General features: G+C 70.3%; 23 protein-coding genes. 13 read left to right on the forward strand and 10 right to left on the reverse strand.

The window, feature by feature from the left end; genetic code table 11:
• Positions 1-11: 11 nt before the first annotated feature.
• The 7 genes from rsmA to QNO09_RS36545 all read left to right on the forward strand — a co-directional run bounded on the left by rsmA (position 12) and on the right by QNO09_RS36545 (position 9,412).
• Positions 12-902 carry a 16S rRNA (adenine(1518)-N(6)/adenine(1519)-N(6))-dimethyltransferase RsmA gene (gene rsmA / locus QNO09_RS36515; RefSeq protein ID WP_283974538.1) on the forward strand — a complete coding sequence of 297 codons (891 nt, stop codon included), beginning with the start codon at positions 12-14 and terminating at the stop codon, positions 900-902.
• Positions 899-1,798 (forward strand): 4-(cytidine 5'-diphospho)-2-C-methyl-D-erythritol kinase, encoded by a 900-nt coding sequence (locus QNO09_RS36520; protein ID WP_283974539.1) that lies wholly within the window; start codon positions 899-901, stop codon positions 1,796-1,798. The genes rsmA and QNO09_RS36520 overlap by 4 nt, the downstream gene beginning before the upstream one ends.
• Before the next feature lie 267 nt (positions 1,799-2,065).
• Positions 2,066-3,877 (forward strand): ABC-F family ATP-binding cassette domain-containing protein, encoded by a 1,812-nt coding sequence (locus QNO09_RS36525; protein WP_283974540.1) that lies wholly within the window; start codon positions 2,066-2,068, stop codon positions 3,875-3,877.
• 191 nt (positions 3,878-4,068) lie between these two features.
• Entirely contained in the window at positions 4,069-5,871 is a 1,803-nt protein-coding gene (locus QNO09_RS36530) for an outer membrane protein assembly factor BamB family protein (protein WP_283974541.1), read from the forward strand.
• A gap of 58 nt (positions 5,872-5,929) precedes the next feature.
• Positions 5,930-7,807, forward strand: coding sequence for an outer membrane protein assembly factor BamB family protein (locus QNO09_RS36535; protein WP_283974542.1), 1,878 nt, complete (start codon positions 5,930-5,932; stop codon positions 7,805-7,807).
• A gap of 248 nt (positions 7,808-8,055) precedes the next feature.
• Entirely contained in the window at positions 8,056-8,748 is a 693-nt protein-coding gene (locus tag QNO09_RS36540; RefSeq protein WP_283974543.1) for a helix-turn-helix transcriptional regulator, read from the forward strand.
• A gap of 235 nt (positions 8,749-8,983) precedes the next feature.
• Complete coding sequence (locus QNO09_RS36545; protein ID WP_283974544.1) at positions 8,984-9,412, forward strand: hypothetical protein; 429 nt, start codon at positions 8,984-8,986, stop codon at positions 9,410-9,412.
• A 308-nt stretch (positions 9,413-9,720) separates the two neighbouring features.
• Here the strand turns inward: QNO09_RS36545 and QNO09_RS36550 are convergent, their stop codons facing one another.
• Together QNO09_RS36550 and QNO09_RS36555 are read right to left on the reverse strand one after the other, a co-directional pair.
• Positions 9,721-10,035, reverse strand: coding sequence for a hypothetical protein (locus QNO09_RS36550; protein WP_283974545.1), 315 nt, complete (start codon positions 10,033-10,035; stop codon positions 9,721-9,723).
• An 18-nt stretch (positions 10,036-10,053) separates the two neighbouring features.
• Positions 10,054-11,733 (reverse strand): sodium:solute symporter family protein, encoded by a 1,680-nt coding sequence (locus QNO09_RS36555; RefSeq protein WP_283974546.1) that lies wholly within the window; start codon positions 11,731-11,733, stop codon positions 10,054-10,056.
• Between the two features lie 162 nt (positions 11,734-11,895).
• Here QNO09_RS36555 and galT point away from each other — a divergent pair, with 162 nt between their 5' ends.
• The 3 genes from galT to galK are packed head-to-tail and all read left to right on the forward strand — an operon-like array spanning position 11,896 to position 15,076.
• Complete coding sequence (galT, locus tag QNO09_RS36560) at positions 11,896-12,957, forward strand: galactose-1-phosphate uridylyltransferase (protein ID WP_283974547.1); 1,062 nt, start codon at positions 11,896-11,898, stop codon at positions 12,955-12,957.
• Complete coding sequence (gene galE / locus QNO09_RS36565) at positions 12,954-13,922, forward strand: UDP-glucose 4-epimerase GalE (protein WP_283974548.1); 969 nt, start codon at positions 12,954-12,956, stop codon at positions 13,920-13,922. Before galT ends, galE begins: the two co-directional genes overlap by 4 nt.
• On the forward strand, positions 13,922-15,076 hold the full coding sequence (gene galK, locus QNO09_RS36570) for a galactokinase (protein WP_283974549.1): 1,155 nt from the start codon (positions 13,922-13,924) through the stop codon (positions 15,074-15,076). The genes galE and galK overlap by 1 nt, the downstream gene beginning before the upstream one ends.
• A 176-nt stretch (positions 15,077-15,252) precedes the next feature.
• On the opposite strand, the gene QNO09_RS36575 is transcribed toward galK, so the two are convergent.
• The gene (locus QNO09_RS36575; protein ID WP_283974550.1) at positions 15,253-15,732 is read right to left on the reverse strand and encodes a GNAT family N-acetyltransferase; all 480 of its coding nucleotides are present in this window, start codon (positions 15,730-15,732) and stop codon (positions 15,253-15,255) included.
• A gap of 307 nt (positions 15,733-16,039) precedes the next feature.
• Here QNO09_RS36575 and QNO09_RS36580 point away from each other — a divergent pair, with 307 nt between their 5' ends.
• Positions 16,040-16,807: a LuxR C-terminal-related transcriptional regulator gene (locus tag QNO09_RS36580; RefSeq protein ID WP_283974551.1), complete on the forward strand. Its 768-nt coding sequence runs from the start codon at positions 16,040-16,042 to the stop codon at positions 16,805-16,807.
• Here QNO09_RS36580 and tamR read toward each other — a convergent pair.
• A complete protein-coding gene (gene tamR, locus QNO09_RS36585; protein WP_215120920.1) occupies positions 16,766-17,263 on the reverse strand; it encodes a MarR family transcriptional regulator TamR in 498 nt (165 codons plus the stop codon). The genes QNO09_RS36580 and tamR overlap by 42 nt on opposite strands.
• A 127-nt stretch (positions 17,264-17,390) precedes the next feature.
• Between tamR and QNO09_RS36590 the strand changes: the two genes are divergently transcribed.
• On the forward strand, positions 17,391-18,212 hold the full coding sequence (locus QNO09_RS36590; RefSeq protein WP_283974552.1) for a trans-aconitate 2-methyltransferase: 822 nt from the start codon (positions 17,391-17,393) through the stop codon (positions 18,210-18,212).
• 109 nt (positions 18,213-18,321) lie between these two features.
• Here the strand turns inward: QNO09_RS36590 and QNO09_RS36595 are convergent, their stop codons facing one another.
• Together QNO09_RS36595 and QNO09_RS36600 are read right to left on the reverse strand one after the other, a co-directional pair.
• Complete coding sequence (locus QNO09_RS36595; RefSeq protein WP_053675827.1) at positions 18,322-18,999, reverse strand: TetR/AcrR family transcriptional regulator; 678 nt, start codon at positions 18,997-18,999, stop codon at positions 18,322-18,324.
• A complete protein-coding gene (locus QNO09_RS36600) occupies positions 18,996-20,015 on the reverse strand; it encodes an acyl-CoA desaturase (RefSeq protein WP_283974553.1) in 1,020 nt (339 codons plus the stop codon). Before QNO09_RS36600 ends, QNO09_RS36595 begins: the two co-directional genes overlap by 4 nt.
• A 341-nt stretch (positions 20,016-20,356) precedes the next feature.
• Between QNO09_RS36600 and ppc the strand changes: the two genes are divergently transcribed.
• On the forward strand, positions 20,357-23,089 hold the full coding sequence (gene ppc, locus QNO09_RS36605; RefSeq protein WP_283974554.1) for a phosphoenolpyruvate carboxylase: 2,733 nt from the start codon (positions 20,357-20,359) through the stop codon (positions 23,087-23,089).
• Positions 23,090-23,152: 63 nt separating this feature from the next.
• Here the strand turns inward: ppc and QNO09_RS36610 are convergent, their stop codons facing one another.
• The 4 genes from QNO09_RS36610 to QNO09_RS36625 all read right to left on the reverse strand — a co-directional run bounded on the left by QNO09_RS36610 (position 23,153) and on the right by QNO09_RS36625 (position 25,814).
• Positions 23,153-23,863 carry an LPXTG cell wall anchor domain-containing protein gene (locus QNO09_RS36610; protein ID WP_283974555.1) on the reverse strand — a complete coding sequence of 237 codons (711 nt, stop codon included), beginning with the start codon at positions 23,861-23,863 and terminating at the stop codon, positions 23,153-23,155.
• Positions 23,864-24,002: 139 nt separating this feature from the next.
• A complete protein-coding gene (locus tag QNO09_RS36615) occupies positions 24,003-24,494 on the reverse strand; it encodes a hypothetical protein (RefSeq protein ID WP_283974556.1) in 492 nt (163 codons plus the stop codon).
• A gap of 54 nt (positions 24,495-24,548) precedes the next feature.
• Positions 24,549-25,151 carry an aminoacyl-tRNA hydrolase gene (gene pth / locus QNO09_RS36620; protein ID WP_283974557.1) on the reverse strand — a complete coding sequence of 201 codons (603 nt, stop codon included), beginning with the start codon at positions 25,149-25,151 and terminating at the stop codon, positions 24,549-24,551.
• Positions 25,152-25,220: 69 nt separating this feature from the next.
• Positions 25,221-25,814 carry a 50S ribosomal protein L25/general stress protein Ctc gene (locus tag QNO09_RS36625; RefSeq protein ID WP_283974558.1) on the reverse strand — a complete coding sequence of 198 codons (594 nt, stop codon included), beginning with the start codon at positions 25,812-25,814 and terminating at the stop codon, positions 25,221-25,223.
• Between the last annotated feature and the right edge of the window lie 57 nt (positions 25,815-25,871).

The raw sequence follows: 25,871 nt of genomic DNA on the forward strand, positions 1-25,871 counted from the left end.
ACCCTTGTCCCGTGACCAGCAGCCCCACCCCCGACGCCCTTCTGGGCCCCGCCGACATCCGCGAACTCGCGGCAGCCCTCGGCGTACGCCCCACCAAGCAACGCGGACAGAACTTCGTGATCGACGCGAACACCGTCCGCCGTATCGTCCGCACCGCACAGGTCCGCCCCGACGACGTGGTCGTCGAGGTCGGCCCGGGGCTCGGGTCGCTCACCCTCGCGCTGCTGGAGGCCGCCGACCGGGTCACCGCCGTGGAGATCGACGACGTGCTCGCCGGCGCGCTGCCCGCGACCGTCACGGCCCGCATGCCCGAGCGCGCCGACCGGTTCGCCCTGGTCCACTCCGACGCCATGCACGTCACCGAGCTGCCGGGCCCCGCCCCGACCGCGCTGGTCGCCAACCTCCCGTACAACGTGGCCGTCCCGGTCCTGCTGCACATGCTCGACACCTTCCCGACCATCGAGCGCACCCTCGTCATGGTCCAGGCGGAGGTCGCCGACCGGCTCGCCGCCCCGCCCGGCTCGAAGGTCTACGGCGTCCCCTCGGTCAAGGCCAACTGGTACGCCGAGGTCAAGCGCGCCGGCTCCATCGGACGGAACGTCTTCTGGCCGGCGCCCAACGTCGACAGCGGCCTGGTCTCCCTGGTCCGCCGGACCGAGCCGCTGAGGACGACGGCCTCGAAGCGCGAGGTGTTCGCCGTCGTCGACGCCGCGTTCGCCCAGCGCCGCAAGACGCTGCGGGCCGCGCTCGCCGGCTGGGCCGGATCGGCCGCCGCCGCCGAGGAGGCCCTCGTCGCCGCCGGGGTCTCGCCGCAGGCCCGGGGTGAGTCGCTGACCGTGGAGGAGTTCGCGCGGATCGCCGAGCACCAGGCGAACCGGCACGAGGAGAGGGAGCCCGCGTGAGCGTCACGGTCCGCGTCCCCGCCAAGGTCAACGTCCAGCTGGCGGTCGGCGCCGCCCGCCCCGACGGCTTCCACCCCCTGGCCAACGTCTTCCTCGCCGTCGGCCTCTACGACGAGGTCACCGTCACCCCGGCCGACGAGCTCCGCGTCACCTGCGAGGGCCCGGACGCCGACCAGGTCCCCCTGGACCGTACGAACCTGGCGGCGCGGGCGGCGATCGCGCTGGCCGAGCGGTACGGCCGCAGCCCCGACGTCCACCTCCACATCGCCAAGGACATCCCCGTCGCCGGCGGCATGGCGGGCGGCAGCGCGGACGGCGCCGCTGCACTGGTGGCCTGTGACACGCTGTGGCAGACCGGCGCCTCCCGCGAGGAACTCCTCGACATCTGCGCCGAACTGGGCAGCGATGTGCCGTTCAGCCTGGTCGGTGGGGCGGCCCTCGGGATCGGGCGGGGCGAGCAGCTGACGCCCCTGGAGGTCGGCGGCGCCTTCCACTGGGTGTTCGCGATGGCCGACCGCGGACTGTCCACCCCGGCGGTCTTCCGCGCGTTCGACCGGTTGGGGGAGGGCGTGGACATGCCCACCCCCGTAGCCTCCCAGGAACTCCTCGACGCCCTCGCCAAGGGCGACCCGGACGCGCTCGCCGTTACCGTCTCCAACGACCTCCAGCCGGCCGCGCTCTCCCTCTTCCCGGAACTCGCCGACACCCTGGCGGCCGGCCGCGCCGCCGGTGCGCTCGCGGCGCTGGTCTCGGGCTCCGGCCCGACCACCGCGTTCCTGGTCCGCGGCCCCGAGTCGGCCGCCACGGTGGCTCAGGCCCTGCTGGCGTCCGGGACATGCCGGACGGTGCGCACGGCATCGGGTCCGGCGCCCGGGGCGACGATCGCCGGGCGTTGACCACCCCCGGCCGCAGCCGGGCGCCTGGGCTCCCCCAGTCGTTTCGAGAGGGGGGCACAGCAGTGCCGGAACTGGTCGCGGCCCACGGCGCGGGGACGTGGACGAGGTCACGGCGCTGCTGGAGGCGGGGGCCGATCCCGACACTCTCGGTCTGGCGCTACCAGCGCCGGGCGTGAAGGCGGCGACCGAGGCGTGAACCGCCCGGCCGGAGCACCCCGCCGCGCGACTACCCTGGAGGGTCGATCCATCCCCCTTGGCAGGAGAGTAATGGCCGTCAACCTGGTCAATGTCGAGAACGTCAGCAAGGTGTACGGAACACGCGCCCTGCTCGACGGCGTCTCCCTCGGTGTCTCCGAAGGGGAACGCATCGGCGTCGTCGGCCGCAACGGCGACGGCAAGACCACGCTGATCCGGATGCTCGCCAGGCTGGAGGAGGCCGACACCGGGCGCGTCACGCACTCCGGCGGTCTGCGCATCGGCGTGCTCACCCAGCACGACTCCCTCGACCCCGAGGCGACCGTCCGCCACGAGGTCATCGGCGACATGGCCGACCACGAGTGGGCGGGCGTCGCCAAGGTCAGGGACGTGTTGACCGGCCTGTTCGGCGGGCTCGACCTGCCCGGGTTCCCCAAGGGGCTGGACACCGTCATCGGTCCGCTGTCCGGCGGTGAGCGGCGGCGCATCGCGCTCGCCAAGCTGCTCATCGAGGACCAGGACCTGCTCGTCCTGGACGAGCCCACCAACCACCTCGACGTCGAGGGCATCGCCTGGCTCGCCCGGCATCTGCAGAACCGCAGGTCGGCGCTGGTGTGCGTGACGCACGACCGGTGGTTCCTGGACCAGGTGTGCACCCGCATGTGGGACGTCCAGCGCGGCGCGGTCTACGAGTACGAGGGCGGCTACTCCGACTACGTCTTCGCCCGTGCCGAGCGCGAGCGCATCGCCGCCACGGAGGAGGTGAAGCGGCAGAACCTCGTCCGCAAGGAGCTGGCCTGGCTGCGGCGCGGCGCACCCGCCCGTACGTCCAAGCCGCGCTTCCGTGTCGAGGCCGCCAACGAGCTCATCGCGGACGTACCGCCGCCGCGGGACAGCAGCGAGCTGATGAAGTTCGCCTCCACCCGGCTGGGCAAGACCGTGTTCGACCTGGAGGACATCACCGTCCAGGCGGGCCCCAAGATCCTCCTCGAGCACGTCACCTGGCAGCTCGGGCCCGGTGACCGGATCGGCCTGGTCGGTGTCAACGGCGCCGGGAAGACGTCCCTGCTGCGGGCCATGGCCGAGGCCGCGAGGTCCGACGGCGACACCCAGCCCCTCGGCGGGCGCGTCCGCGTCGGCAAGACGGTGAAGCTGGCCTACCTCTCCCAGGAGGTCGCCGAACTCGACCCGGCCACGCGCGTGCTGGAGGCCGTGCAGCAGGTGCGCGAGCGCGTCGACCTCGGCAAGGGGCGCGAGATGACCGCCGGGCAGCTGTGCGAGACGTTCGGCTTCACCAAGGAGAAGCAGTGGACGCCCGTCGGCGACCTGTCCGGCGGTGAGCGCCGCCGGCTCCAACTGCTGCGCCTGCTCATGGACGAGCCCAACGTGCTCTTCCTCGACGAGCCCACCAACGACCTCGACATCGAGACGCTGAACCAGCTGGAGGACGTGCTCGACGGCTGGCCCGGCTCGATGATCGTCATCTCCCACGACCGGTTCTTCATCGAGCGCACCACCGACCGGGTGTTCGCCCTGCTCGGCGACGGCGCCCTGCGGATGCTGCCGCGCGGCATCGACGAGTACCTGGAGCGGCGGCAGCGCATGGAGGAGGCCGCGGCCGCCTCGTCCCCCGTGGCGGCGCAGCAGCAGTCCGCGGCCCCGGAGAAGAGCGCCGCCGACCAGCGCGTCGCCAAGAAGGAGCTCCAGAAGATCGAGCGGCAGCTCGACAAGGTCTCCGAGAAGGAGGCCAAACTCCACGCCCGAATCGCCGAAAACGCCACGGACTTCGCGAAGGTCGCAGAATTGGACACCGAGCTGCGGGAGTTGGCCGGTCAGCGCGAGGAGCTGGAGATGCGCTGGCTGGAACTCGCCGAGGACGCGTGAAGAGTGCGTGAAGGCGCGTAACGACGGCATCACGGGCCGGTCCGCCCTTGGGAACAGGAGGTGAGACGGCCCGGTCGCTGTCGGAACCTGGTGATACAAAGAGTCGTCTTAGAACTTCATGAAGCGACTCTGAGTCCATGTCGTATCTCAGGGTGTGGCTAAAAATCAGTGATCGAACGGGGGAGCCGCTGATGACTCAGCCGCCCAGTCAGCCGCCGCACGGTGGCTTCGGAGCACCGCAGGACCAGCCGCCGCAGGGCGGTGGTTTCGGAGCACCGCAGACCCCGCCGCCGCCCCAGGGCCCACCCCAGACGCCGCCGCCCCCGCAGGGCCCGCCGCAGCCGGGGTACGGCTACCCGCAGCAGCCTCCGCAGCAGCCCGGGTACGGCTACCCGCAGCAGCAACCTCCGCAGCAGCCCGGTCCGTACGGGCAGCCGGGGCCGTACAACCCCGGCCCCTACGGCCAGCCGCAGCAGCCCGGCCCGTACGGCCGGCCCGGTTACGGCTACCCGCAGCAGCCGCAGTACCCCGGTGCGCCCGGCACCCCGCCCGGAGGCGGCTCGGGCAACCCCTTCAAGGGCAAGCCGGCCCTCATCATCGGCGCGGCCGTCGCCGCGCTGCTCGTCGTCGGCGGCACCGTGTGGGCCGTCACCGGCGACGACGGCGGCAAGAGCGGGAAGAAGCCGGTCGCCCAGAAGACCGACGACGCCAAGCCCGGCTCCTCCGCCCCGGTCAACCCCGGTGACGGCAGCGGCGACGGCGGCGAGGACCCGGAGAACCTCAACGAGGGCCGCCAGGCCGGCGAGGCCAAGGTCCTCTGGTACAAGGAGGCGCCCGACGCCCCCGGTTCCGGCGCCGACGCCCCGGGCATGTGGATCACCGGCAAGACCGCGGTGAAGGCCGCCTACAAGCAGCTCTTCGCCTACAACGTCGGTGACGGCAAACCCGCCTGGGACGCGATCACCTTCCCGCAGAAGATCTGCGCGACGACTCCGCAGAAGACGTCCGACGACACCATCGTCGTCGCGTACATGAGCGGCAGCAGCGACCGCGCCAAGTGCAACCAGCTGCAGGAGATCGACCTCGGCACCGGCGAGAAGGGCTGGAAGAAGCAGGTCGCCGACGGCGCCCTGTTCGACTCCACGCTCTCCGTCGAACTGTCCATCACCGGCAAGACGCTGATGGTGGGCCGCTCCCAGTCCGGTACGGCCTACGACGTCACCAACGGCGACAAGCTCTTCGACAAGAAGCGCTACGGCAACGCCTGCTTCCCCGCCGCGTTCGCCGGCGGCGAGAAGCTGATCGCCGTCTCCTCCTGCGGCGCCGGCACCGACAAGGAGCACGACGAGGTCCAGGAGCTCGACCCGAAGACCGGCAAGGCCAGGTGGACCCAGCCGTTCGACAAGGGCTGGCGGGTCGCGCGCACCTACTCGGTCAGCCCCCTCGTCGTCTACAGCACCAACGCGGACAAGAAGGCCTGGAACATCTCCACCTTCACCTCCGGCGGCAAGTTCCGCTCGCAGGTCGGCTTCGACGAGGACTTCGCCCCCGAGTGCGGCTGGGCGATCCTCGAGCGCGACCTCACCGGCTGCCGGGGCGTCGCCGTCGACGACTCCACCCTGTACCTGCCGACCAAGGCCACCACCGGCGCCAACGAGATCGTCGCGGTCAACCTCGCCGACGGCAAGGAGAAGTGGCGCGTGAAGTCGCCCTCCGACGAGTCGATGCTGCCGGTGAAGACCGAGGGCGGAAAGCTCATCGCCTATGTGGAGCCGTCGTACGACGCGGGCGGGCAGATCGTGTCCATCCCGACCGGCGGCAGCAGCCACAAGCCGTCCACGCTGCTGCAGAACCCGCAGGGTGCCGCGGACATCGAGGACAGCTTCTTCTCCAAGGACATCGACTGGGTCGACGGGCGCTTCTACCTCTCGACGACCCGGCTGAGCGGGAACGACGACACGAAGGAGAAGTTGATGCTCGCCTACGGCAAGTGACTCTTCCTCCTTTCGAACTCCCACCGTCCCGCGCACCCTTCCCCGAGGTACCCACGCCATGACCCAGCCGCCGCCCCCGCCGCCCCAGCAGCCCCCGCAGGGGGGCGGCTTCGGGCCGCCCCAGGACCAGCCGCCGCAGACCCCGCCGCCCGCGGCCGGGCCGAACCTCGGCAAGACCCCGGAACCGGGGTACGGCTACCCCCAGACGCCGCAGCCTCCGCAGACGCCTCCGCCGGCCGGCCCCCAGACGCCGCCCCAGCCTCCGCAGGGTTACGGCTATCCGCAGGGTGCTCCGGCGCCCCAGCCTCCGCAGGCCCCGCCCGGCTACGGCTATCCCGGTCAGCAGCCGGGGCCGTACGGGCAGCCGCAGCAGGCGCCTTACGGTCAGCCGCAGCAAGCGCCTTACGGTCAGCCGGGATACGGCCAGCCGCCCGGTTACGGCTATCCGCAGCAGACCATGCCGCACCAGCCGCAGGCCGGACAGCCGGGCGGCGGCGGGAAGTTCACCGCGCAGATGGCGATCATCGTCGCCGCTGTCGTGGCGATCGCCCTGATCATCGGCGGCGGTGTCTGGTACGCCAAGTCCGGTGGTGACGAGGGCAAGAAGAACGACACCGCCGGCTCCAGCGGCGGCACCGGCGGGACGGACGACGACAACGGCGGCACCACCTCCGGCAAGGAGAAGGCGCCGTCCGACCCCAGCGCCAAGGTCCTTTTCCAGGTCCCGGCGCCCGAGGTGAAGAACGGCAGCACGGTCGTCGTCTCCGGCTCGTGGCTCACCGACAAGGCGTACGTCAAGAGCGGCATCGCCCAGATCGTCGGCTACGACCGCGACAAGGGCGCCGAGCTGTGGAAGATCCCGCTGGACGGCCCGGTCTGCCAGGCCGCCCGCCACGTCACCGACGACAACCTGACGGCGATCCTCTACCAGCCGGCCATGCCCACCAAGGCCGACCCCTCGCACGGGTGCAGCGAGATCGCGCTGCTCGACCTGGATGCCGGCAAAAAGCTGTGGACCAAGACGGTCAAGACCGGTGACCAGCTGATCACCTTCGACAACATCACCCTCAGCGGAAAGACCGTCGCCGTCGGCAGCACCAGCGGCGGCGCCGCCTTCGACGTCTCCGGCAAGCTCCTGTGGAGCCCGAAGCCGACCGACTCCTGCTACGACGCCGGCTACGGCGGCGGCGAGAAGCTGGTCGCGGTGCGCAAGTGCGGCTCGTACGACCAGCGGCAGCTGCACATCCAGACCATCGACCCGAAGTCCGGGAAGGTGATCTCCGAGTACAAGATGACCGAGGGCATCGAGTACGCGAGCATCGTGTCGACCAACCCGCTGGTCGTGGCCGCCGATGTCGGCGACTCCGCGGGCGACGGCAGCGGCATCTCCGACTTCTTCTCCATCGACGGCAAGACCGGCAAGCTGCGCACGCGCATCTCCGCGCCGGGTGAGCAGTTCGCGGCCCGCTGCGAGGGCATCACCCGTGTCGAGGCCTGCAACCTGCTGGCCGTCGGCAACGACCGGCTGTACCTGCCGACCGAGGAGCACGACGGCACCGGCAAGTACAGCCAGACCAACGAGATCGTCGCCTTCGACCTCGCCACCGGCAAGCAGACCGGGCAGCGGGCCGACGCGGGCGACGGCTACACGATCTCGCCGCTGCGCATGGACGGCGGCAATCTGATCGCGTACAAGCGTCCGCCGTACGACAAGGGCGGGCAGGTCGTGAGCATCGACGGGGGCAGCTTCAAGGAGACGACGCTGCTGGAGAACCCCGCGACGGACAATGTCCGCGACGTGGAGACCAGCATGTCACCGGAGTACTCCGAATTCCTGTACGCCGACGGGCACCTCTACATGTCCAAGGTGTACGCGAGCAAGCGGTCGACGGTGCGGGAGAAGGAGTACCTGGCGGTCAGCTTCGGCACGGGCTGACCCAGCTCTGACCGGGTGGTGTCCGGTTCTTGATCGACTGGTGGCTGATACGGCCCCGTCCCTGTTCAGGGACGGGGCCGTATCTGTTCGGCGCGGTCAACCTGGAAGGAGGGGAAGTTCGGCGATCCGGGGCGATTCTCGCGGGTAGGGGGAGCGCAACGTCGAACAAGCGTGTAGCTTCCGGGGGCATGAAGGCGGGGGAGCCGGGGGGCTTCCATAGGGGGCTGGGGTGACTGGGGGGTTGCTCGATGGGAGTACGGCTCATGGTGGTCGACGACCACCGATTGCTGGCCGAGGCGCTGGCCTCGGCGTTGAAACTGCGAGGGCACCGGGTGCTCGCCGCGGCGGCGCCCGCCGCGGGGGCGGCGGAGCTGGTGATCACACGGGCGCCGGAGGTGTGTCTGCTGGGGACGGCGGCACCGGCGGAGCCGGGGATCTTCGACCCGGTGGTGCGGATCAAACGGGAACGGCCGCAGGTCGCGGTGCTGGTGCTGGGGCCGGTGCCCAGCCCACGGGGCATCGCGGCGGCGTTCGCGGCGGGAGCCTCCGGCTATGTCCGGCACGATGAACGCATAGAGGGTGTCGAGCGGGCGATCATGAAGGCGCGGGCGGGCGAGACGGCGGTGGCGCCACAACTGCTGCAGGGTGCGTTCAGCGAGTTGCTCAACCCGGCGGCACAGCCGGACGACGAGGGGCAGCGGTTGCTCCAGATGCTCACGCCGCGCGAGGTGGAGGTGCTGGTGCGCGTCGCCGACGGCGAGGACACCCGCCTCATCGCGGCGGGCATGGGCATAGCACCGTCGACGGCGCGTACGCACGTCCAGCGGGTGCTGATGAAACTGGGCGTGGGTTCCCGCCTGGAGGCGGCGGCGCTGGCAGCGCGGACGGGGTTGCTGGACCGGGCGGGGGCGGTGTCGCGGGACCCGAGGCCGGAGGCCTGACCGGCTGTACGACCAACGTCGTTGAGGCGTGGCCGGCTTCTGGTCGATCTCAGCCCCGCGTGGTCCGCTCCTTCTGAGGGGCACCCCCACGCGCCTTCTTTGCGGCGAGGCACGTCGACCCGATCGACATCCTCTTCGGGAGCTGGATCACATGCGCCCAGAAGATCACTTCCGGTGACAGGATGAGGAAACGGTGTCCTGCCACTTTCGGTGGCAGGACGTCGAAGGGAGCTTCATGAGTTACAGCCCGTCGATCTACAAATTCGTCGACGGCGGTGACGTACCCGTTCCGCCGGACATGGAGCTGGTGCGGTCTGTTCTGGAGCCGCACAATTGCGGGGATCCGCAGCTCACGGCGGGCGAGGACGGAAGCCTGCGGTTCTGGGTCCGGGCATCCGACGGCAGCGAAGCCGAGATCTCCGCCGATGAAACCGGCATCCTGGTGGAGCGCCCGCAGACCGGCGGTGTCTTCGCCATCGTGGCCGAACTCGTCGCCGAACTGGAAGCTGTGATCATCGACCCGAGCACCGGCCGAGCTGTGTGCCGTGCGGAGGAGCGAACACAACTCCCCGCAGACATGCGGGAGGAGGCAATCGTCATCGATATGACGGGCGACGCCCTTGAGGCCGCCCTCTCAGGGCCGACTTACCAGGCGCCACAGTGACAGTCGCCGCACTGTAAGTCCGTAGCGCATTGCATGGCGCCGCGCCTCTCCGGTCATGTGCCGGAGAGGCGCCTTGCAGTCGGGTGGTGGGTCGGGGCCGCGCCGGGGGGGTGTCCGTCCTCGGAACGGCGCGATGGGCCTACTCACCGACTGGCTGGCGTTGACGCGCCAACCGCTGCGGGCGGACACCCCCCGACACGGCCCCTGCTCGCCGTACGCGGGTGCCGGTCCGCCCGGCCTGCGGTGCGAGTGGCGCCTCGTCGCGCCGAGGTGCGCACTCGCCCGGCCCGGACACCAGCACAACTGGGTTACTCCACCCGCTCGTCGTCCTCCGGCTCAACCCCCGGAGGGGCCGGGGCCGCGGGCCTCAGCTTGAGCCACACCAGGAAGAACACCCCGAGCGCCAGCATGCCCACCCCGGTCCACAGGTTGATGTTCACCCCCTCGGCCTTGTCGATGTCGGCATCGGACGCCGTGAACCCCGCGATCATGACGATCACGCCGTAGATGACGAACAGCCCACCGATGATCCGCCGGATGTCGAACAACCGCGCGGCGGTCGCCGACTTGCCCTGCAGCTCGGTGTCCCGCTGCACGTCCTTCTCGGAGTGGAACTCGGACATGGTGTCAGCCTCCCTGGCTCAGAACGAGAACGGGATGTAGCAGGCCGCGGCCAGTACGATCGCACCCCAGCCGAGCAGCGCCGGCTTGCGGTACCAGGCCTCGTCGCCGGGAGCCGGCGGCTGCGACATGCCGGGCGAGCGTGTGCCGTAGACCAGCCCCCGCAACTCCTCGGCGGGCTTGGGCGCGGTGAACAGCGACACCGCCACCATGACGACCGCGCCCGCGACGAAACCGGCGATCGCCGAGACGAAGTTGGCCCCCTGGTCGGAGGGGATGTCGATGATGCCCCGCTCGTAGAGGACGAAGTAGTTGACCATCGCCGCGGTGGTGCCCGCGAGCAGCCCCCAGAAGCCCGACTTCATGGACGCGCGCTTCCAGAACATGCCGATGATGAAGACGACGAACATCGGCACGTTGAAGAAGGAGAACAGCGTCTGGAGGTAGGCCATGATGTTCGAGAAGGACCGGGCCAGGAACGCCGTGCCGATGGAGGCCAGGACACCGATCGCGGTGATGAGCCGGCCGAAGCGCACGTAGTACTCGTCCTCGCGGTCCCTGACGACGTACTTCGCCCAGATGTCCGACGTGAACACCGTGTTGAAGGACGACACGTTCGCCGCCATGCCCGCCATGAACGCCGCGAGCAGGCCGGTGACGGCGATGCCCAGCACGCCGTTGGGCAGGAGCTGTTGCATGAGGTAGGGGATGGCGTCGTTGTACTGGAGGTCGGAGCCGGGCGTGCCGATCCTCGGGACCAGGACCGCGGCGACCAGGCCCGGGATCATCACCAGGAACACGATGAAGATCTTCGGGAAGGCGGCGATCAGCGGGGTGCGCCGGGCCGCCGAGAGGTTCTTCGCGGACAGGGCACGCTGCACCTCGGCGAAGTTCGTCGTCCAGTAGCCGAAGGAGAGCACGAAGCCGAGGCCCAGGACGATCGTCAGCCAGTTCGCGCCGAGCGGGTTGTCGCTGCCGATGCCGGTGCCGCCCCAGGACGTCATGAAGTCGCCGCCGTGGCTTTTCGTCAGGGAGTCCGACAGGCCGTCCCAGCCGCCGACCTTCTTCAGGCCGAGGAACGTGATCGGGATGAGCGCGGCGAGGATGACGAAGAACTGCAGGACTTCGTTGTAGATCGCCGAGGACAGGCCGCCGAGAGTGATGTACGCCAGCACGAAGAAGCCGGCGACCACGATCGCCACCCACTCCGGCCAGCCCAGCAGCGCCTCGACGACGATGGCCAGGGCGTAGAGGTTGACGCCGGCGATGAGGATGGCGGCGACGGCGAAGAGCACGGAACTGAGCAGGTGGGCCGCCTTGTCGAAGCGCAGCAGCAGGAACTCGGGGACCGAGCGCACCTTGGAGCCGTAGTAGAAGGGCATCATCACCAGGCCGAGGAAGACCATGGCCGGGATGGCGCCGATCCAGTACCAGTGCGTGGTGTAGACGCCGTACTGGGCGCTGTTGGCGGCCATGCCCAGGATCTCGGTGGCGCCCAGGTTGGCCGCGATGAACGCGAGGCCGGTCACCCAGGCGGGCAGGGAGCGGCCGGAGAGGAAGAAGTCGAGACTGGTCTTGACCGAGCGGCGGGCGGCGAAGCCGATGCCGAGGACGACGAGGAAGTAGAGGCCGAGGATCGTGTAGTCCAGCCAGTTGGTCGGGAGCCGCAGCTCGGCTGCCAGGGGGGTGGGGGTGTGCATGAGCCCTCGCTTTGTCGCGCGAACCGATACCTCGGGAACGGCTTCTCCGCGTTCGGTGATCGAACCCGTCTGCTGACGTTCTTTGTTTGATTGTGATGTTGACGATTGGGGTGAGGCGTGTTTAGGTATGTTGGGTTATGTTTGAAGGATGAGGAGTCCGGCGTGAAGAAGACCTCGACCCGACTGGCCGACGGTCGCGAGCTCATCTACTACGACCTGCGTGACGACAGCGTGCGGGACGCGACCGACCGCCGCCCGCTGGACCCCACCGTCACCACGTCCGAGATCCGCCGCGACCCCCTGCTCGGCGACTCCGTCGCCATCGCCTCGCACCGCCAGGGCCGCACCTACCACCCCCCGGCCGACGAGTGCCCCCTGTGCCCCTCCGAGGGCGACCGCCTGAGCGAGATCCCGGACTCCTCGTACGACGTCGTCGTCTTCGAGAACCGCTTTCCCTCGCTCGCCGGCGACTCGGGCCGCTGCGAGGTCGTCTGCTTCACCTCCGACCACAACGCGTCCTTCGGCGAGCTCACCGAGGAGCAGGCGGGCCTGGTGCTGGAGGCCTGGACGGACCGCACGTCGGAGCTGTCCCATCTCCCCGCCGTCGAGCAGGTGTTCTGCTTCGAGAACCGGGGCGCCGAGATCGGCGTCACCCTCCAGCACTCCCACGGGCAGATCTACGCCTACCCCTTCACCACGCCCCGCACCGCGCTGATGCTCCGCTCCGTCGCGGCCCACAAGGAGATGACCGGCGGGGAGAACCTCTTCGACGCCGTCCTGGAGCGTGAACTCGCCGGCGAGCGGGTCGTCCTGGAGGGTGACCACTGGGTCGCCTTCGTGCCCTACGCGGCGCACTGGCCGTACGAGGTGCACCTCTACCCCAAGCGCCGCGTGCCCGACCTGCTCGGGCTGGACGAGGGCGCGCGCACAGAGTTCCCCCAGGTCTATCTGGAACTCTTGAGGCGCTTCGACCGGATCTTCGGGGAGGGTGAGCCTCCGACGCCGTACATCGCGGCCTGGCACCAGGCCCCGTTCGGCGCGCTGGAGGAGTTCGACGGGGTCGTGCGCGAGGACTTCGCGCTCCACCTCGAGCTTTTCACCATCCGCCGCACTTCCGGCAAGCTGAAGTTCCTCGCGGGTTCCGAGTCCGGCATGAACGTGTTCATCAACGACGTGCCGCCGGAGCGCGCGGCCGAGCGACTGCGAGAGGTAGCGAGTTCATGAGCGGGAAGTACCTGGTGACCGGCGGTGCGGGATACGTCGGCAGCGTGGTCGCACAGCACCTGCTGGAGGCCGGTCACGAGGTCGTCGTCCTCGACAACCTCTCCACGGGCTTCCGCGAGGGCGTCCCGGCGGGCGCGGAGTTCGTCGAGGGCGACATCCGCGACGCCGCCAAGTGGCTGGACTCCTCCTTCGACGGCGTGCTGCACTTCGCCGCGTCCTCCCAGGTCGGCGAGTCGGTCGCGAAGCCGGAGAAGTACTGGGACAACAACGTCGGCGGCACCATGGCGCTGCTGGCCGCGATGCGCGAGGCGGGCGTTCGCAAGCTGGTCTTCTCGTCGACCGCGGCGACGTACGGCGAGCCGGAGCAGGTCCCGATCGTCGAGTCGGCGCCCACGTCCCCGACCAACCCGTACGGCGCCTCGAAGCTCGCGGTCGACCACATGATCACGGGCGAGGCGGCGGCGCACGGCCTGGGCGCGGTGTCGCTCCGCTACTTCAACGTCGCGGGCGCCTACGGCGCGTACGGCGAGCGCCACGACCCCGAATCCCATCTGATCCCGCTGGTCCTCCAGGTCGCGCAGGGCAGGCGCGAGGCCATCTCGGTCTTCGGCGACGACTACCCGACGCCGGACGGCACCTGCGTACGCGACTACATCCACGTCGCGGACCTGGCCGAGGCCCATCTGCTGGCGCTGCGGGCCGCCGCCCCCGGCGAGCACCTGATCTGCAACCTCGGCAACGGCAACGGCTTCTCGGTCCGGGAGGTCATCGAAACGGTCCGCACCGTGACGGGCCACCCGATTCCGGAAGTGGTCGCACCCCGCCGGGGCGGCGACCCGGCGATCCTGGTGGCATCGGCCGCCACGGCCCGCGAGAAGCTGGGCTGGAACCCGTCCCGCGCGGACCTCGCGGGCATCGTCGCGGACGCGTGGGACTTCGCACAGAACACCTCGAGGGAGCAGTAGTGGGCGCACAGCAGGTGCGGGACGGTTTCGAAGAGCTGTACGGAGCCGCCCCGGAGGGTGTCTGGGCGGCCCCGGGCCGCGTCAACCTCATCGGTGAGCACACCGACTACAACGACGGCTTCGTGATGCCCTTCGCGCTGCCGCACACCGCAGTGGCGGCCGTCTCCCGGCGCACGGACGGCGTGCTGCGCCTGCACTCGGCGGACGTCGAGGGCGGGGTCGTCGAGCTGCGCGTCGGGGAGCTGGCGCCGGAAACGGACCGGAACTGGACGGCGTACCCGGCCGGGGTCCTGTGGGCGCTGCGCGAGGCCGGCCACCCGGTCACCGGCGCCGACATCCACCTCGCCTCGACGGTCCCCTCCGGCGCGGGCCTGTCGTCGTCGGCGGCACTGGAGGTCGTGGTCGCGCTGGCCCTCAACGACCTGTACGAACTGGGCCTGAAGGGCTGGCAGCTGGCCCGCCTGTGCCAGCGCGCCGAGAACGTCTACGTCGGTGCCCCGGTCGGCATCATGGACCAGACCGCGTCGGCCTGCTGCGAGGCCGGGCACGCCCTGTTCCTCGACACCCGCGACCTCTCCCAGCGCCAGATCCCCTTCGACCTGGCGGCCGAGGGCATGCGCCTGCTCGTGGTCGACACGCAGGTCAAGCACTCCCACAGCGAGGGCGAGTACGGCAAGCGCCGCGCCGGCTGCGAGAAGGGCGCGGCCCTGCTGGGCGTCGACGCGCTGCGGGACGTCCCGCACGCCGAGCTGGACGCGGCCCTGGACCGCCTGGGCGACGAGGAGGAGGTCCGCCGCCTGGTCCGCCACATCGTCACGGAGAACGAGCGCGTCGAACGGGTCGTGTCGCTGTTGGAAGCGGGCGACACCCGCGCGATCGGCCCGATCCTGATCGAGGGCCACGCCTCCCTGCGCGACGACTTCCGCATCTCCTGCCCCGAACTCGACCTGGTCGTCGACACGGCCCTGGCCGCCGGCGCCCTGGGCGCCCGGATGACGGGCGGCGGCTTCGGCGGCTCGGCGATCGTCCTCGCGGAGGAGCAGGACGTGGACGCCATCACCAAGGTGGTGACGGAGGCCTTCGCGACGGCGGGCTTCACGGCCCCGCGCGTCTTCGAAGCGGTCCCGTCGGCGGGCGCCGGCCGAGTGCACTGACCCCCCCCGAGAGCGGCGCCCTCCCCTGTGGCCGGGGCACCGCTCTCGCCGTCGTCGGCGGTGACGGACCATCTCCTGGACCGTCACCGCCTGGACCGCCTCGAAGACACCGTCCGGCAGCTCGCCCCGCGCGCCACCGGCCCCTGCCCACGAGGTCTGCGTGGTGACCGCTGCCTTCAGCCGGCGGGGCGCGCCGTTCGGCGCAGCCGCTTCGTCAGCATGTACTCCGTGATCCCCGGCGGGTAGTCCGGCACCGCGCACACCACCTGGTACCCCTGCTTCTCGTAGAACCGCGGTGCCTGGAAGTCCCAGGTCTCCAGGCGGGCCGAGCGGCAGCCGCGCGACGATGTCGCGATGTGTTCCGCCTCCGCGAGCAACCGTGCGCCCAGGCCCCTGCCGCGGTGGCGTTCGTCGACCCAGAGGTAGGTCACGTGGAGCCATGTCGCCCAGGTGTGGCCGACCAGGCCGCCGGCGAGGCCGTCGTCCCGGTCGTTCACAGCCCACACATGCAAGGGGGTGTCCCTTTCGTCCGGTGTCCCGCGCAGGGCGCGCAGGATCGGAGAGGCGGCTGTGTTCGTGTCCCGCAGGCGTGTGCGGAGCAGATCACGTCGGGCCTTGTCGACTTCTGTCTCAAGACGGAACATGCGGCACACCATAAACGCGTCGGACAGTCAGTTCTGCAAATAACCTTCCGCTCCGGGCCCTCGCCCGTACCCTGATGAACAGCACCGGTGGGGGCCGGTGCCGATCAGGGGGCGAGACAGCCGGGTACGACGCCCGGGGTGGGGGTAGCGGTTACTGCACGGCGGCGGTCGTGCGGCTGCGGCGACCCGAACAGGCTGCTGCGGCAAGGACGGACGGTCGGACGTGGCAGATCGGACACCCCGGCGTCGTACCCGAGCGGTGTCCTCCTCCGACGTTGGGGTATCCCCTGCTCTTCAAGAGCTCGGGTAAGGGGGTTTCGTGGTTCGCATCCGAGTCCTGGTCGTCGACGACCATCGCATCTTCGCCGAGTCACTCGCGGCGGCCCTGGCCGCCGAGCCCGATGTCGACGTCTCCGCGGCCGGCAGTGGTCCGGCCGCGCTGCGCAGCCTGGAGCGGGCGGTCGCCGAGGGGCGGCGGTTCGACGTGCTGCTCGTGGACGCCGATCTGGGCGGCAAGGTGCCGGGCACCCGCCCGGCCGTACCCGTGCAGGAGGGCAACGAGGACGGGCTCGTCGACGGGATCTCCCTCGTCACGGGAGTGCGTGCCGCGCAGCCGAACGTACGGATCGTGGTGCTCGCCGAGAAGGACGACCCGCGGCGTGCCGCGCTCGCCCTGCAGGCCGGCGCCTCCGGCTGGGTCGCCAAGGACTGCTCGCTGTCCCGGCTGCTCACGGTCATCCGGGGCGTATTGCGGGAGGAGACGCATCTGCCGCCCGCCCTGCTGACCGGTGTGCTGCGGGAGCTCACCGCCGCCCGCAAGCACCGCACCGAGAGCGAGCGGCTCGTCGAGTCCCTCACTCCGCGTGAGCGGGAGGTGCTGCGGTGCATGGTCGCGGGGCTGGGGCGCAAGGCCGTCGCCGAGCGCCTGTATCTGTCGCCGCACACCGTGCGGACGCACATGCAGAACGTCCTGGGCAAGCTCGGCGTGCATTCCACGCTCGCCGCCGTCGCCCTGGCCCGGCGGGCCGGGGTCGGACCCGCCGACCTAGCCGGGGATGTTGTCGAACGGGGCGGTCAGCTGGCGTAGCAGCCCCGCCAGTTCGCCGCGCTGGGCCCGGGAGAGCTCGGCGAGGATCGCGCGCTCCTGGTCCAGCAGGCCCGCCAGGGCCTGGTCCGCGCGGTCCCGGCCCTCGTCCGTCAGCCGGACCAGGACGCCCCTGCGGTCGCTGGGGTCGGGGAGCCGTTCCACCAGATCCTTCTTCGCCAGGCGGTCGATGCGGTTCGTCATCGTGCCCGAGGTGACCAGGGTCTGCGTGAGGAGCTGCCCCGGCGACAGCTGGTACGGCGTGCCGGCGCGGCGCAGGGCCGTCAGCACGTCGAACTCCCACGGCTCCAGGCCGTGCTCCGAGAACGCCAGCCGTCGCGCCCGGTCCAGGTGCCGGGCCAGTCTGCTGACGCGGCTGAGCACCTCGAGCGGTTCCACGTCGAGGTCCGGGCGCTCCCGGCGCCACGCTGCGACCAGCCGATCGACCTCGTCCTCCATGACGATCAGTGTAGTGGTTGTGTCGACGTAGAGTCTCTTGACGTCCAGTTTCTTGACATCGAGATACCTTCGCGATCACGCTGGGTGTACGTCCCGTACGGTCACCACCAGGACACCAGGAGGACCCATGCCCGCCGCCGCCCCCACCTGGGACCCCGCCCAGTACCTCCGTCACGCCGGCCACCGCGCCCGCCCCTTCGGAGACCTCCTCGCCCGCGTCCCGGACCCGCCCGCCGACCGTCCCCGCATCGCCGACCTCGGCTGCGGCCCCGGCAACGTCACCGCGCTGCTCGCCGCCCGCTGGCCCACCGCCCGGATCACCGGCTACGACAACTCACCCGAGATGCTCGACAAGGCCCACGTCGATCACGAAGGGCCCACCCCGGGCGGCGGGAGCCTCGACTTCTGCCACGCCGACGTACGGACATGGACGCCGGACGAGCCGCACGACCTGATCGTCGGCAACGCCACCCTCCAGTGGGTGCCGGGTCATGCCGAGCGGTTCGCCGACTGGGTGGCCGGACTGAAACCCGGCGGGACCCTCGCCTTCCAGGTGCCGGGCAACTTCGACGCCCCCAGCCACCGGCTCATGCGCGAACTCGCCGGTTCACCGCGCTGGCGCGCCCGGCTCGACGGCACCCTGCGCCACGCCGACGCCGTCCTCGCCCCCGAGGCCTACCACGAGCGGCTGATGTCCCTCGGCTGCACGGCCGACGTGTGGGAGACGACGTACATCCACCTGCTCCAGGGCGAGGACCCGGTGCTCGACTGGGTGAAGGGGACCGGGCTGCGGCCCGTGCTGACCGCGCTCGCCGATGATCCCGAGGAGCGGGAGGCCTTCGTCGCCGCGTACCGGGCGGCCCTGCGCCAGGCCTATCCGGCCGGGCCGCACGGCACACCCTTCCCGTTCCGCCGCGTGTTCGCCGTCGCCCGGAAGGAGAGCCGGTGATCACCGCCCTCGACCGTGTCCGGCTCGCCGCCCCGCCCGGGGGCGGGAGCGGGAGCGGCTGCGGGCGTACCGCGTCGACACCTCGGCATGACCGAGATCCCCGACGAGGCTAGGCCTTGCGGCGTCCTATCAGATGCGGCTTGGCCTCTATGCCGTCCAGGCCGTGCCACGCCAGGTTCACCAGATGCGCGGCCACCTCGGCCTTCTTCGGCCTGCGCACGTCCAGCCACCACTGGCCGGTCAGGGCGACCATCCCGACCAGGGCCTGGGCGTACAGCGGGGCCAGCTTGGGATCGAAGCCGCGGCTCTTGAACTCGCGGCCGAGGATGTCCTCCACCTGCGTGGCGATGTCCGAGATCAGCGAGGCGAACGAGCCCGTCGACTGCGGGATGGGGGAGTCACGGACCAGGATGCGGAACCCGTCCGTGTACTCCTCGATGTAGTCCAGCAGCGCGAACGCCGCCTGTTCGCACAGTTCGCGGGGGTGACCGGCGGTGAGTGAGCTGGTCACCATGTCCAGCAGGCGCCGCATCTCGCGGTCGACCACGACCGCGTACAGCCCTTCCTTGCCGCCGAAGTGCTCGTAGACCACGGGTTTGGAGACCCCGGCCTTCGCCGCGATCTCCTCCACCGACGTGCCCTCGAACCCCTTCGCCGCGAAGAGCGTGCGGCCGATCTCCAGCAGCTGCTGGCGTCGCTCGGCACCGGTCATGCGGGTGCGACGCGCTCGCCGCGGCTTGTCATTGCTCGGGGTGCTGCTCGAGTCGGTCGCCACAGCGACCATCATGCCGCCTCGGCGGGTTCCTTCCCCCTCTGGGAGCCGCCTTCCCCGGAGTTACGGCGCGAATCGATACGGGAGCGTGACGGCCAGCGAACGTCGTACGCCCAGCCCGCCATCTCGAACCAGCGGATCAGCCGGGCGGACGAATCCAGCTGGCCGCGCATCACCCCGTGCCGCGCCGAGGTCGGGTCGGCGTGGTGCAGGTTGTGCCAGGACTCACCGCAGGACAGCACCGCCAGCCACCACACGTTGCCCGAGCGGTCACGCGACTTGAAGGGGCGCTTGCCGACCGCGTGGCAGATCGAGTTGATCGACCAGGTCACGTGGTGCAGCAGGGCCACCCGGACGAGCGAACCCCAGAAGAACGCGGTGAACGCGCCCCACCAGGACATCGTCACCAGACCGCCGATCAGCGGCGGCAGCGCCAGCGAGACCACCGTCCACAGGACGAACTGGCGGGAGACGTTGCGGAGCGTCTTGTCCTTGACCAGGTCCGGGGCGTACTTCTCCTGCGACGTCTGCTCCTCGTCGAACATCCATCCGATGTGCGCCCACCAGAGGCCCTTCATCAGGGCCGGCAGCGTCTCACCGAACCGCCACGGCGAGTGCGGGTCGCCTTCCGCGTCGGAGAACTTGTGATGCTTGCGGTGATCGGCCACCCAGCGCACCAGCGGCCCCTCGACCGCCATGGACCCCGCGATCGCCAGCGCGATCTTCAGCGGCCGCTTGGCCTTGAAGGAACCATGCGTGAAGTGCCGGTGGAAACCGATCGTGATGCCGTGGCATCCCAGGTAGTAGAAGAAGACCATCAGGCCGAGGTCCAGCCAGCTCACCCCCCAGCCCCACGCCAGCGGCACGGCCGCCAGCAGCGCGAGGAACGGAACGGTGATGAAGAGGAGGAGGGCGATCTGCTCGACGGACCGCTTCTTCTCGCCGCCCAGCGTCGCGGAGTCCGCGGCGGCGTCGGTGTGCTGACCGGGTGCCTTCGCGGCGCCCTCGATCACATCGGAACTACTGGTCATACGCGTCCCCTGGGGGGTATGTGGATGGAGAAGGAGTCGCCGGGTCACCGGAGACCGCGCTTCCTACGGTTCCGTAACCTACGGCATCGTAAGTATGGCAGTGCGTCGCCCGGCGGCAAGAGCCCCCGCCCCTGCGCGTCCGGCCGACACCTATCCTGGAGTCGGTCGGACAGCGCGGTCCGCTCTGATTTCTTCCCGGACAACCGGACCGTAAGCGGCGCCCCGCCGCGCGAGACGCCGTCCGGGTTCCCCTCCCAGACGATTCCACCCGTCGCCCACCACCGCCCTTTCAGGGAGTCGCTTCGCGACGCACCTCCTGATTACTGCAAGGAGCCGCACCTGTGAGCAGTGCCGACGACCAGACCACCACGACGAGCAGCGAGCTGCGCGCCGACATCCGCCGGCTGGGCGACCTCCTCGGCGAGACCCTCGTCCGCCAAGAAGGCCCTGAGCTGCTGGAACTCGTCGAGAAGGTCCGCCGCCTCACCCGGGAGGACGGCGAGGCCGCCGCCGAGCTGCTGCGCGGCACCGAACTCGACACCGCGGCCAAGCTGGTCCGCGCCTTCTCCACCTACTTCCATCTGGCCAACGTCACCGAGCAGGTCCACCGCGGCCGCGAGCTGCGCGCCCGCCGCGCCGACGAAGGCGGACTCCTCGCCCGTACGGCCGACCGGCTCAAGGACGCCGACCCCGAGCACCTGCGCGAGACGGTCCGCAACCTCAACGTGCGCCCCGTGTTCACGGCCCACCCCACCGAGGCCGCACGCCGGTCCGTCCTGAACAAGCTCCGGCGCATCGCCGCGCTCCTGGAGACCCCGGTCATCGACTCCGACCGGCGCCGCCTCGACATCCGGCTGGCCGAGAACATCGACCTCGTCTGGCAGACCGACGAACTGCGCGTCGTCCGCCCCGAGCCCGCCGACGAGGCCCGCAACGCCATCTACTACCTGGACGAACTGCACGCCGGCGCCGTCGGCGACGTCCTGGAGGACCTCACCGCCGAACTGGAACGGGCCGGGGTCAAGCTCCCCGACGACACCCGCCCCCTCACCTTCGGCACCTGGATCGGCGGCGACCGCGACGGCAACCCCAACGTCACCCCCCAGGTCACCTGGGACGTCCTCATCCTCCAGCACGAGCACGGCATCAACGACGCCCTGGAGACGATCGACGAACTCCGCGGTTTCCTGTCGAACTCCATCCGCTACGCCGGCGCCACCGAGGAACTGCTGACCTCCCTCCAGGCCGACCTGGAGAACCTCCCCGAGATCAGCCCCCGCTACAAGCGCCTCAACGCCGAAGAGCCCTACCGGCTCAAGGCCACCTGCATCCGGCAGAAGCTGGAGAACACCAAGAAGCGCCTCGCCAAGGGCACCGCCCACGTGGCCGGCCGCGACTACCTCGGCACCGGCGAACTCATCGCCGACCTGCGGATCATCCAGAACTCCCTGCGCGAGCACCGCGGCGGCCTCTTCGCCGACGGCCGCCTCGCCCGCACCATCCGCACCCTCGCCGCCTTCGGCCTCCAGCTCGCCACCATGGACGTCCGCGAACACGCCGACGCCCACCACCACGCCCTCGGCCAGCTCTTCGACCGGCTCGGCGAGGAATCCTGGCGCTACGCCGACATGCCCCGCGACTACCGCGCCAAGCTCCTCGCCAAGGAACTCAGGTCCAGAAGGCCCCTCGCCCCGACCCCGGCCCCCGTCGACGCGCCCGGCGAGAAGACCCTCGGGGTCTTCCAGACCGTGAAGAAGGCCCTGGAGGTCTTCGGACCCGAGGTCATCGAGTCCTACATCATCTCCATGTGCCAGGGCGCCGACGACGTCTTCGCCGCCGCCGTCCTCGCCCGCGAGGCCGGCCTCATCGACCTGCACGCCGGCTGGGCCAAGATCGGCATCGTGCCGCTGCTGGAGACCACCGACGAGCTCAAGGCAGCCGACACCATCCTGGAGGACATGCTCTCCGACCCGTCCTACCGGCGCCTGGTCGCACTGCGGGGCGACGTCCAGGAGGTCATGCTCGGCTACTCCGACTCCTCCAAGTTCGGCGGCATCACCACCAGCCAGTGGGAGATCCACCGCGCCCAGCGCCGCCTGCGCGACGTCGCCCACCGCTACGGCGTACGCCTGCGCCTCTTCCACGGCCGCGGCGGCACCGTCGGCCGCGGCGGCGGCCCCACCCACGACGCCATCCTCGCCCAGCCCTGGGGCACCCTCGAAGGCGAGATCAAGGTCACCGAGCAGGGCGAGGTCATCTCCGACAAGTACCTCATCCCGGCCCTCGCCCGCGAGAACCTCGAACTGACCGTCGCGGCCACCCTGCAGGCCTCCGCCCTGCACACCGCCCCACGCCAGTCGGACGAGGCCCTCGCCCGCTGGGACGCCGCCATGGACGTCGTCTCCGACGCCGCCCACAGCGCCTACCGCAAGCTCGTCGAGGACCCCGACCTGCCGACGTACTTCCTCGCGTCGACGCCGGTGGACCAGCTCGCCGACCTGCACCTGGGCTCCCGGCCCTCCCGCCGCCCCGGCTCCGGCGTCTCGCTCGACGGACTGCGCGCCATCCCCTGGGTGTTCGGCTGGACCCAGTCCCGCCAGATCGTCCCCGGCTGGTTCGGCGTCGGCTCCGGCCTCAAGGCCCTGCGCGAAGCCGGCCTCGACACCGTCCTCGACGAGATGCACCAGCAGTGGCACTTCTTCCGCAACTTCATCTCCAACGTCGAGATGACCCTGGCCAAGACCGACCTGCGGATCGCCCAGCACTACGTCGACACCCTCGTCCCCGACGAGCTCAAGCACATCTTCGACACCATCAAGGCCGAACACGAACTCACCGTCCGCGAAGTCCTGCGCGTCACCGGTGAGAACGAACTCCTCGACGCCGAACCCGTCCTGAAGCAGACCTTCGCCATCCGCGACGCCTACCTCGACCCCATCTCCTACCTCCAGGTCGCCCTGCTCAAGCGCCAGCGCGACGCGGCCGCCGCCGCCGAACAGGCCGACCCGCTCCTCGCCCGCGCCCTCCTGCTCACCGTCAACGGCGTGGCAGCCGGCCTGCGCAACACCGGCTGAACCACCCCGGACACCACCGTGCCCCCGAGCCCGTACAGAGCTCGGGGGCACGGCCGTTCCACGTCAGCCGCGGCCCAACCCGCGCCGCCGCACCACCAGGAACCCGCCGGCCGCCAGCAGCACCGCCGCCACCCCCGACAGCAGACCCACCGGCGCCCCGCTCCCCGTCTCCGCCAGGTCACCGTCCGTACCGCCCTGCGGCGACGGCGACGAGGACACCGGCACACCACCACCGGCCGACGCACTCGGGGACGCCGACACACCCGGCTCACCCGACGCGCCCGGCTCACCCGACGGGGCCTGTGACGCCCCCGTCGACGGCGACCCGGACGCCGACCCGGACGGCGTTGCGCCACCCGGCTCCTGCTCGTCCTCACAGTCCGTCCAGAACACCTTGTGCTTGGCGGATCCCTTCTCCCCCTCGAAGGTCCAGAACAGCTTGTAGTGCCCGTCGGGCAGCGACAGATCCGCACTACGACCGTGACCCTGGGCGTCCAGGGTCAGCGCACCCGACTTCACCGTCTCCCCCTTGTTCTCACTCGGAGGGATGGCGTCGATGTGCCAGTCCACCTCCTGCCCGCCGTCAAAACCGAAGGCGTCCAGGTAGAAGGTGCACACATGCGGCTCGTTACGGCGCAGTTCCTCACCCGTCGAGGCGTCATGGATCTTCACCGTGCCGTTGTCACCGGGCGGAGTGGCCTCGGCGGTGGGAGCGAGCAGGAGGACCGCGGAAGCGGCGGCGCAGACAGCGCCCGAACGCGAGAGAGTGCGCATCGAGAATTAGTCCATCTTCGAGAAGTGACCGGGAAGATGTGGAGGGGGCGGCTCAGCTTCCAGCCTCACCAGGCAACACGTCAATCACGAACACACAACACCTCGACCCCTCCACAGAAGGAGAGAACGCCCCAACCCCTCAGACGGTCACGAACGCGGCCGTCAGCAACCCCACCCCCGACAACGCCAACACCCACGCCGCCCGCGTCCGCAGCAGACCACCCGCCACCACCACCGACGCCAGCAACAGCGCGCCACCCAGCGGAACCCACGCGTACAGGACCCCCGCCGGACCCGAACGCACCGCCTCGTCACCGCCGGGCTTCATCACCACCGTGTAGGCCCCGCCCTGCTCCACCGCGACCGACTTCTCCAGCACCACCCGCGACCGCGGAAGCGAACCCTCCGACAGCGGCGTGTACCGGCCCGAACACGTCTTCGGCCCACACCGCGTCACCTCGACCGTGCCCCGCTCCCGGCCCTTCGTCAGCATCACATGCTGCGCCGTACCCCACGAGGCCCACACACCCGCGACCAGGATCAGCACCGCGACCGCCCCCATCGCCGCGAACCGCCCGAACCGCAGCACAACGGCCGAGGCCCGACGGGAAGAAGCGGCATGGGCAGGCATGGCCGGGATCATTGGCCATGCCTGAACGGCCCGTCAACCTCAGTGGGCGACACGTCAGGAGTTGTACGTGCTCTGCGCCCGCTCCAGGCCCTCGATCACCAACGCCTCCACCGCGTCCGCCGCCCGGTCCACGAAGTAGTCCAGCTCCTTGCGCTCCGCCGACGAAAAATCCTTCAGCACGAAATCCGCCACCGGCATCCGCCCAGGCGGCCGCCCGATCCCGAACCGCACCCGGTGATACTCCGCACCGAACGCCTTCGTCATCGACTTCAGACCGTTGTGCCCGTTGTCCCCGCCACCCAGCTTCAGCCGCAACGCCCCATAGTCGATGTCCAGCTCGTCATGCACCGCCACCACATGGCCCACCGGGACCTTGTAGAACTCCCGCAGCGCGTTCACCGGCCCGCCCGACAGATTCATGTACGACATCGGCTTCGCCAGAACCACCCGCCGGTTCAACGGCCCCGGAGGCCCGATCCGGCCCTCCACGACCTGCGCCTGCGCCCGCCCGGCCCGCTTGAACCTCCCCCCGACCCGGTCCGCCAGCAGATCGGCCACCATGAAACCCACGTTGTGCCGGTTCCCCGCGTACTCCGGCCCCGGATTGCCCAGCCCCACGATCAGCCAGGGAGCGGCGGCATCGGTCGTCACGTCCATGTCTCCTTCATACGCGTCGGCCGCTGCCCCGCACGGGAACAGCGGCCGACGAAACGACGAAGCGGAGGATCAGGCCTCGGCGGCCTCTCCGCCCTCTTCCTCACCCTCCGAGGACTCCTCGGCCTGGGCGGCCAGGACCTGAAGGACGACGGTGTCCTCCTCGACGGCCAGCGTCGTGCCCTTGGGCAGCGGGATGTCCTTGGCGAGGACGGAGTCACCGGCCGTCAGACCCTGGACGGAGACGGTCACGGACTCCGGAATGTGCGTGGCCTCGGCCACGACCGGAAGCGCGTTCAGCACGTGCTCCAGCAGGTTGCCACCCGGGGCCAGCTCACCCTCGGTGTGGACGTAGATGTCGACGTTCACCTGCTCGCCACGCTTCACCAGCTGCAGGTCGACGTGCTCCAGGAAACCCTTCAGCGGGTCACGCTGCACGGACTTCGGAATCGCCAGCTCGTTGCTCGTGCCGTCGATGTCCAGCGCGATCAGCACGTTCGGCGTACGCAGCGCCATCAGCAGGTCGTGACCCGGCAGAGTCAGGTGCACCGGGTCCGAACCGTGCCCGTACAGGACACCCGGAACCTTGTCTTCACGACGGATACGGCGCGCGGCACCCTTGCCGAACTCGGTGCGCGTCGCGGCGGAGATCTTCACCTCGGACATAGTCACTCCTCGAAGTCAGAAACGGGTGGGGGTACCCCCTGCTCTTTCGAGCTTGGG

The organism is Streptomyces sp. 378 (genome assembly GCF_030124145.1).
In the GTDB taxonomy this organism is placed as follows: domain Bacteria; phylum Actinomycetota; class Actinomycetes; order Streptomycetales; family Streptomycetaceae; genus Streptomyces.